Here is an 8,855-nt window from a genome sequence, read left to right as displayed (position 1 = left end):
GATAAGTGTAACAAGACCCCATACAAACATATAAGAACCTAAAGCAATATGGTCAGTTGCCAGATATCCTGCGTTGTTTAACATTAAAATTCCTGCTAATGTCCACCAGAAAGCTCCATAAGAAGTAAATGCTGTAGCTCCAAATGTGTTTCCTTTTTTGTTTTCTTGGATACCTGCAATTATTTGTGCAAATCCTCCATAAAAAAGTCCCATCATCAAGATCATATTATTCATTTCAAATAAACCTGCGTTGTGTAAATTTAATAACAAAGTTGTAACTCCAAACCCTAGAAGTCCTAAAGGCGCTGGATTAGCCGTAGTATCTTTAACTATTCTTTCCATTTTTATTTCGCCCCCCTATATTATGATTTTACAGGAAATTATACCATTTTTGAAGATAGAACAACTTTAGTTATATCGATTAAACCTTTTTTATATTCTTATTAAAGAGAGAATATAGTTTTATTTAAAAAGATATGATAAGATATTTTTAAATTGATATATAATCCACTCTGTAAAGACCGATAATATATTGATATAAAATTTAAAGCCGAAGGAGCTAAAATGAAAGAATTAAAATCATTTATAAAGTATTATAAATACTATCTCAAACTATTAATATTTACATTGACTTGTGCTATCTTACTTGCACTCTTGGATCTAGTTTTCCCAAAAATAATTCAAATAGTAATAGATAAAATAATTCCGGGAAAAGACTTAAAAACATTTTATTATATATCTGGTGGATTGATAGTCATGTATTTGCTAAGATATGTCGTCAGCTATTTCCAGCTATACTATGGAAATATCCTAGGGATCAAGATAGAGACCCAAATGAGAAAAGAGTTGTTTACCCATATTCAAAAGTTATCTTTTAGTTATTTTGATAACAATAAAACAGGGGTAATCATGTCAAAACTAGTCAACGATCTTGGTGAAATATCGCAGTTAGCTAACCATGGACCTGTAGACTTATTTATCGCTATAATTAGATTGCTAGGAGCATTTATATTGATGATCACCTTAAATGTGAAACTGACCTTGGTTATATTTTCAGTTCTTCCATTTATGATATATTTTTCTGTTACTCAAAAATGGAAGATGAAATTGGCATTTATGAAGACTAGAAAAAAAATAGCAGGGATAAACTCCTGTGCAGAAGAAAGTATTGGTGGAGTTAGGATAGTAAAGTTATTTAACAATGAAAATTATGAGATAGATAAATTTGAGAAAAAAAATCAGGAGTTTCAAGAGGCTAAAAAAGAAACGTATAAAACTACCGCTGTTTTCTTTTCAGGAATCCATATATTTATGAACCTTATGCAATTCATAGTGGTGTTTTATGGAGGTTATTTAATAATGCATGGGGAGTTGACCTATGGTATTTTAATTAGTTTTTTATTATATTCCTATAGATTTATGGAACCTATTAGAAAGATGATGATCTTAGTTCAAAGTTATCAAAAAGGAATGGCAGGGTATAGAAGATTTCAGGAGATGATGGGTATAATTCCAGAGATAGAAGATATAGAAAATCCAATAATTCTAGGAGAAATAAAGGGGGATATTGAACTAAAAGATGTGAATTTTTCCTATAATAAATTATCTGAAGAATTGGATGAAAATTCGCCATTAATTTTAAATGAATTTAATTTAAAAATAAAATCTGGAGAAAATATAGCCATAGTTGGATCTAGTGGTGTAGGGAAATCAACGATTTCAAATCTAATCCCAAGGTTTTATGACATTAATTCTGGAAGTATCACTATAGATGGAATAGAGATAAGCGATATAAAGTTAAGTTCCCTCCGGGGAAATATAGGAATTGTACCCCAAGAGGCATTTTTATTCGGGGGAACTATAGGAGAGAATATAAGGTATGGAAGGTTAGATGCAACGAGAGATGAATTGATAGAAGCATCTAAAAAAGCTAATATATATGAATTTATAAATGATCTACCAAAAGGACTTGATACCTTGGTAGGAGAAAGAGGGGTCAAACTTTCAGGAGGACAAAAACAAAGGATATCTATAGCTAGGGTATTTTTGAAAAATCCTAAGATATTAATATTGGATGAGGCTACGGCATCCTTAGATAATATTACAGAAAAACTCATCCAGGAAGCTCTTATGAAATTATCTAAAGACAGAACCACCATAACTATAGCTCATAGACTGTCCACTATTATAAATTCTGATAGAATTGTGGTTATGGATAAAGAAGGTGTAGTCGAAACCGGAACACATGAAGAACTATTAAAATTAAAAGGATCATATGCCAAGCTTTATCGATAAATAGTTAGTGAGGATTTGTAGGTTAAAAGTATTTATGAAATATTAAAAAAAATTAATTTTTAATCAATAGAATTAAGACTGAATTAAAAAAAATACATTGTAAAAAAAAAGCAAACATGGTATAAATTTAGTAATAATTTAATAAAATAAAATCTTGGTTCGAATCATATCGATTAAAAGGGAAGTGGGTGAAAATCCTACACGGTCCCGCCACTGTAAGACGAACGAAAATAGCATACCACTGAAGTGATTTGGGAAGGGCTATGAGTAGGATGAAGTCAAGTCAGGAGACCTGCCAGATTTATTTTTACGAACTTGCGAGGACGAGTATGTAGACATTTGTATGTTGGTATATAAAATGTTTAAGCTCCTAAGTTTTAGGGGCTTTTTTATTATCTGGATGCAACGTCGCGTTGCTTTATTCTCAAAATTAATTTAGGAGGAGAAAAAAATGAAAAAAATGTTAGTTGTGTTGGTAATGTTGGTAATGGGTATCTCATTGTTTGCTAATGGAGTAAGAACAAATGATTTTGATCTGAAAAAAGGAGAGAAAAAAGCAATAATGTTGGTAAGTTTTGGAACAACTTTTCCCGAAACTAGGGAAAAAACTATAGGTGCATTGGAAAAAGAATTTAAAGCTGATTATCCAGATTTTAAAGTAGTTACTGCTTTTACATCTAGAATAATTATGAGAAGAATCAAAGAAAATGAGGGGATTACTTATGACAATCCCAGTGAAGCATTGAAAAAATTAAAAAAAGACGGATATACCCATGTATTGGTACAAGGGACCCTTATTTTGAATGCTGTTGAATCTGAAACATTAAAAACGGAAGTGGAAGAATATAAGGGTGACTTTAAGGTGTTAAAAGTGAGTACTCCTTTACTTACTAGTGTAGATGATTATAAAGAGGTTGTTAAAGCATTAAAACCAACTTATAAAAATTTAAAGGGAAATGAAGCCGTGGTATTTATCGGACATGGTACCCATCATCCTGGAAACTCTGCATATTCTATGTTGGAGCATGTATTCCAACAAAAAGGGATTAAAAATGTATTTTTAGGAACTGTGGAGGGTTATCCTGCATTGGATGATGTTATTGCTAGTTTAAAGGAAGCTAAAATTAAAAAAGTAGAATTATATCCATTTATGATCGTAGCAGGAGATCATGCAAACAATGATATCGCTGTAGATATGAAAGAAGAGTTAGAAAAAAATGGATTCACTGTAAAAACTCACTTGGTTGGATTAGGAGAAAATGAAGAAATTAGACAGATATATGTTGAACATGCAAAATTTGCATTGACTCATAAAGAGGAAAACATGTTAGCGAAAAAGAAAGAATATGCAAACGGGAAGCAACCACTTTAACTTATGAAAAAATATTTTAAATTATGGACAACAATTGGAATAATATTATTAATTCTTTCAATATTCTTCTACCTTCAAATGGGATATATAAAAATACCATTAAAGGAAGTGCTAGAGAGTATAAAAGGTGGGGAGGGATCTCCTAATTGGTATATTATCCATGAAGTGAGATTACCGAGGATACTCACTTCGATCTTAATAGGTTCAATTTTATCCATGTGTGGATTGATATTTCAAGGGGTTTTATTAAACCCCTTGGCTGATCCATATACATTGGGAATATCTAGTGGTGCTTCATTTGGTGCAGCACTTGCTATAGTTTTAAACATAACAATTTTTGGAATATTTAGTACACACATAATATCGTTTATTTTTGCGATACTTTGTTTGATGGTCGTTATCAAAATGGGATCTTTTGAGAGAAAGATGAACCCTACTTCTATAATATTAGGAGGGATAATAATCGGTGCTTTCTTTTCTGCAGGACTTAGTTTTCTAAAATATTTAGCTGATGAAGGGGTAGGTGCCATTATATTTTGGTTACTTGGAAGCTTTACTGGGAAATCCTGGATGGAAGTCAATATTTTAAGTGTAATATGGGTCTTTGGGTTCGTATTTTTTTGTTATTATGCAGAAGATTTAAATATACTGGCACTGGGAGAAAAGAGTGCTATCTCTTTAGGAATCAATCCTAGTAAAATCAGAAGGATATTGTTAGTTGTTAGTTCTATCTTGTCGGCAGTGGCAGTTTCCACTTGCGGAATAATAGGATTTGTGGGGCTAGTAGTACCTCATCTTCTCAGGTTTATCATGGGAACAGACAATAAAAAGTTGATTATAGGTTGCGCTATATGGGGTGGTGTCATCATGGGAGCTGCTGATAATGTAGTTCGTGTAGTATTACCAAATGATATTCCTGTAGGAGTAATCACATCACTTATAGGAGCACCTTTCTTTGCTCTGATTTTTAGGAAAAAGATGGGGGGAGGAAATCTGAGATGATAGATATAAAAAAAATAAATTATTCTATAGATGGAACTCAAATTTTAGATAACCTATCTTTTAAATTTAAAAAAGGTAAATTTTATGGGATATTAGGACCAAATGGAAGTGGAAAGACTACTTTTTTGGATATTTTAAGTGGGTATAAAAATGCTCCTAATTCTGAAATCTATATAGATAATAAGGAATTAAAAGAATATTCTCATTTTAAGTTAGCAAAAAAAATTGCAATAGTACCACAAAAATTTGATATAGTATTTCCCTTTTCTGTTTCAGATATATTAGAGATGGGAAGATACCCCTATAAGAAAAAGTTTTTTAGTCTTCAGAAGGAAGATTATGAGATTATCGACAAGGTAGTAAAAGAAATAGGATTAGAAGAATTTTTGGATAAAGAAATAACTACCCTTAGTGGCGGTGAGGAACAGAGAGTAATATTTGGAAAGGCACTCATTCAGACAACACCTATCTTATTTTTAGATGAGTCAACTTCGAATTTGGATCCTTATTATTCCCATACTTTACTGAGCTTAGTAAGAAAAAGAGTGGTAGAAGAACAAACTACAGTTATAGGAGTATTTCACGACTTTAATTTAGCTTCGCTTTATTGTGATGAAATCCTCTTATTAGAGAAAGGAAGAATTGTAACGAGTGGAAAAACTCAAGATGTGCTTAATTCAAAAGAGTTAGAAAAAGTATTTAAAATAGGATGGGAAAAATATAAAACAGAAAAGAACACATTTATATTCCCAAAATTAGGGGGCGGTTTAGAGTGATTAAAATAATAAAATTATTATCGATCTTTATTTTTATGACACAGCTATCCTTTACTTCTAATACAGTGGTAGTAAGTGAATCTGGAAAAACTGTAGATCTGACAAAACCTCATATGAGGATAATATCTCTCTATGGAGCTCACACAGATGTCTTGATAGATATAGGAGCAAGAGAAAATTTAATAGGCGTCGATAAAAGTAGTGCAGACCTCGGGATAGAATTATTTTCTTCTAAGGATAGTATAGAAAAATTTCTATCTGCAAGGCCAGATTTAATCTTAATAAGACCAATGATCAGAGATAGATTTAGTGGATTAGTAAGAGCATTAAAAAATGCAAATTTGACTGTAGTAACTATAAAACCTACAAAATTTGAGGGATTAGATAACTACTGGCTGACATTAGGAAGATTGAGTGGATATGAAAAGGAAGCTATTCAATATACAGATGATTTTCATATGAAATTAGCCAAATTAAAGAAAAAAGCTGATTCTATACCTATCAATGAAAGAAAAACAGTGTTTTTTGAGGCCAGACACAAAACCAATCAAACAACTTCGTTAGAAGGGATACCAGCTTATATATTAGGAGTATTAGATATAAATAATATAGCCTATGATGCTACTCCTACAAAAAAAGGATCCAGTGTAGCTAATTTCCCCAAAGAGTTATTACTTGCTCGTGGGGAAAAGATAGATATATATTTAGCACAATATGGAGCTATGAACAGGCCCACTGTAGATATAATAAAAAAAGCTCCAGGTTATAAAGCAATAAGGGCAATAAGGGAAGGAAAAATATATATAATAGATGAATATGATGTATCGAGGCCAACAAACGGATTATTAGACGGGATAAAAGAAATTGGACATATTGTCTATCCAAAATATTTTTAATAGGGGGATAAAATGAGTTATGTAAAGAAGCCTATGGCAATTGAAAATAAGAGTTTTGAGATAATTACCGAGGAATTAGGAGAAAAAGTAAAGGAATTTACAGAAGATGAATTAAAGATAGTAAAAAGACTAATCCACACTACTGCTGATTTTGAGTATGCTGATATAGTAGAGATATCAAAAGATGCAATAGAGAGTGGGAAAAAATCTATTGCAGAGGGAAATAAGATCTATTGTGACACCAATATGATTGTAAATGGTCTGAGTAAAAAAACAATGGAAAAATGGAATGTAAGTGCATATTGTTTAGTTTCAGATGATGAAGTAGTAAGAGAAGCAAAGGAAAGAGGATTAACTCGTTCTATAGTTGGAATGGAAAAAGCAATGAAAGATGAGAAAACAAAGATATTCTTGATTGGAAACGCTCCTACAGCTTTATTCACATTGATGGAAGCTATTGAAAAAGGTTATAGACCCCACCTTGTAGTTGGAGTACCAGTTGGATTTGTAGGAGCTGAAGATTCTAAAGAAAGATTGAGAGAACTGGATATTCCTTATATTGTAACTAGGGGTAGAAAGGGTGGAAGTACAGTTGCAGTAGCTACATTCCACGGAATATTATACGATATGTATGATAGAAAAGGGTTTTTAGGAGAATGATTTTAATATGCAGTTAGACAAGTTTACAGTACACGATGGTAAAAAACTAAGGTATGGATATACCACTGGTTCTACTAGTGCAGGAGCTTGTAAGAGTGCTGTAGAAGTATATTTCAACTGTGAAGATATATCAACAATAGGAATAGAGACTCCTAAAGGTTGGGATTTAGACTTAGATATTAATACTTTAGATGTGGGATCGCTAAAAGAAGATGATATTAGATATAAAAATAGAAGATATGTAAAAACTAGTATCATAAAAGATGGCGGGGATGACCCTGATGCTACTCACTTAATAGAGATATTTGCGACAATAAGGGAATTGGACGAATCTAAAGAAATAAAAGATACAGGTGACAATTTCATCAATAAGAAAAAAACTATATCTCTACGGGGTGGTGTAGGAGTAGGTCGTGTTACAAAAAAAGGATTACAGGTAGCCATAGGAAAACCTGCGATCAATCTCGTACCTTTAAAAACTATATTTTACGAGGTGGAAAAAGTGCTTCCCCAAGGGAAAAAAATAGAACTGACTATAGATATTCCTACAGGGGAAAAAGTAGGGCAGAAAACATTCAATCCTAAACTGGGAATACTAGGTGGAATATCAATATTAGGAACTACTGGGATAGTAAAACCAATGTCAGAAGAAGCCTTTAAGGATTCTATAGTAATAGAGATGAAGATGCTAGTAGAAGAATACCCTGAAGACACAATAATTATTACTCCTGGGAACTATGGGAAGAAATTTTTGGTAGAAGAATTGGGGATAGAACCTAAAAAAATACTTATTATCAGTAATTTTATGGGGTTTATTTTGGATAATATAAAAGTCTTGGGGTATAAAAAAATAGTCTTAGTAGGGCATATAGGAAAACTCATCAAGGTAGCCGGCGGAATTTTCCATACCCATTCAAAGGTAGCCGATGGACGAATGGAAATATTAGGAGCCAATGCCCTGTTGGCTGGAGAAACACCAGAAGATGTAATTAAAATTATAGAAGCTAATACTACAGAAGAGGGCTTATCCTATTTGAAATTAAAGGCGACCAATAAAACAATTGCAGAAAAAATCAAGCAGAAATGTGAGAAGAGAGTTTTCGATGAAGTAGAGGTGGAGGTGTTGACTTTTTCTTTTGATCATGGGGAGTTGGGCAGAACAGAAGGGTTTAATAGGATGGTAGATAAGTATATGGAGAACAAGTATGAAGAAAATTAATATATTGGGGCTAGGCCCTGGGAATAAAAAATATGTCCTTCCTATCACTAAAGAATATATAAAAAAATCCGATATATTGATCGGAGGCAGGAGAAATATAGAATCTTTAGGAGGACTTGCGGAGGGAAAAGAAATCCGGTATATAGACAGGTATTTAGATCAATTATCTATCTATATCAAAGATAATAGGGATAAAAAAATCTCTCTTATAGTTTCTGGGGATTCAGGATTTTATAGTATGGTTCCATTTATGAAAAAATATTTTGAGGTAGAAGAACTAAATATTATTTCAGGGATCTCCTCCACGCAGTATATGTTTGCTACTATAGGTTTTTCCTATGAAAATACTTTTATAGGTAGTGTCCACGGTAGGCACTGTGATTACCTTACTCCTATAAAAGCAGGAAAAAAAGCAGGGCTTCTTACAGATAATAAAACTACTCCCCAAGTAATCGCACAAAATTTATTAGAAAACCAAATAAAAGGGACGATCTTTGTCGGAGAAAGACTCAGTTATGACGACGAAAGAATAACAACTATGAGTTTAGAAGAGATGGCAGGTCTAAAAATTATTTTTGATATAAATGTGGTCATAGTAATACCTGAGACTCTATGATAGGAAAAGGGGGAAAAGA

At 32.4% G+C, this 8,855-nt stretch carries 9 protein-coding genes and 1 riboswitch; of the genes, 8 read left to right on the top strand and 1 reads right to left on the bottom strand.

What is annotated here, in order from left to right; genetic code table 11:
• A partial coding sequence (locus V5784_RS03120; RefSeq protein WP_336887591.1) for an acetate uptake transporter occupies positions 1–342 on the bottom strand: 342 nt, incomplete at its 3' end.
• A gap of 222 nt (positions 343–564) precedes the next feature.
• On the opposite strand from V5784_RS03120, the gene V5784_RS03115 reads away from it, so the two are divergent.
• The 8 genes from V5784_RS03115 (at position 565) to cbiE (ending at position 8,836) form a co-directional block, all read left to right on the top strand.
• Positions 565–2,295, top strand: coding sequence for an ABC transporter ATP-binding protein (locus tag V5784_RS03115; protein WP_336887590.1), 1,731 nt, complete (start codon positions 565–567; stop codon positions 2,293–2,295).
• 138 nt (positions 2,296–2,433) lie between these two features.
• Positions 2,434–2,610: riboswitch (cobalamin riboswitch) on the top strand.
• Between the two features lie 136 nt (positions 2,611–2,746).
• The gene (locus tag V5784_RS03110) at positions 2,747–3,667 is read left to right on the top strand and encodes a sirohydrochlorin cobaltochelatase (RefSeq protein ID WP_336887589.1); all 921 of its coding nucleotides are present in this window, start codon (positions 2,747–2,749) and stop codon (positions 3,665–3,667) included.
• Positions 3,668–3,670: 3 nt separating this feature from the next.
• The gene (locus V5784_RS03105) at positions 3,671–4,669 is read left to right on the top strand and encodes an iron ABC transporter permease (protein WP_336887588.1); all 999 of its coding nucleotides are present in this window, start codon (positions 3,671–3,673) and stop codon (positions 4,667–4,669) included.
• Positions 4,666–5,445, top strand: a complete 780-nt coding sequence (locus V5784_RS03100; protein ID WP_336887587.1) for an ABC transporter ATP-binding protein — start codon at positions 4,666–4,668, stop codon at positions 5,443–5,445. The genes V5784_RS03105 and V5784_RS03100 overlap by 4 nt, the downstream gene beginning before the upstream one ends.
• Positions 5,442–6,341: an ABC transporter substrate-binding protein gene (locus V5784_RS03095; protein ID WP_336887586.1), complete on the top strand. Its 900-nt coding sequence runs from the start codon at positions 5,442–5,444 to the stop codon at positions 6,339–6,341. The genes V5784_RS03100 and V5784_RS03095 overlap by 4 nt, the downstream gene beginning before the upstream one ends.
• 12 nt (positions 6,342–6,353) lie before the next feature.
• Positions 6,354–7,001 carry a precorrin-8X methylmutase gene (locus tag V5784_RS03090; RefSeq protein ID WP_336887585.1) on the top strand — a complete coding sequence of 216 codons (648 nt, stop codon included), beginning with the start codon at positions 6,354–6,356 and terminating at the stop codon, positions 6,999–7,001.
• A 7-nt stretch (positions 7,002–7,008) separates the two neighbouring features.
• Positions 7,009–8,220, top strand: a complete 1,212-nt coding sequence (gene cbiD / locus V5784_RS03085) for a cobalt-precorrin-5B (C(1))-methyltransferase CbiD (RefSeq protein ID WP_336887584.1) — start codon at positions 7,009–7,011, stop codon at positions 8,218–8,220.
• Complete coding sequence (gene cbiE / locus V5784_RS03080; protein WP_336887583.1) at positions 8,207–8,836, top strand: precorrin-6y C5,15-methyltransferase (decarboxylating) subunit CbiE; 630 nt, start codon at positions 8,207–8,209, stop codon at positions 8,834–8,836. The genes cbiD and cbiE overlap by 14 nt, the downstream gene beginning before the upstream one ends.
• Positions 8,837–8,855: the final 19 nt, after the last annotated feature.

This window comes from Psychrilyobacter sp., from assembly GCF_037132775.1.
Lineage (GTDB): Bacteria > Fusobacteriota > Fusobacteriia > Fusobacteriales > Fusobacteriaceae > Psychrilyobacter.
The sequence above is the reverse complement of the archived record's forward strand: the minus strand, read 5'-3'. Positions and strand labels throughout refer to the sequence as shown.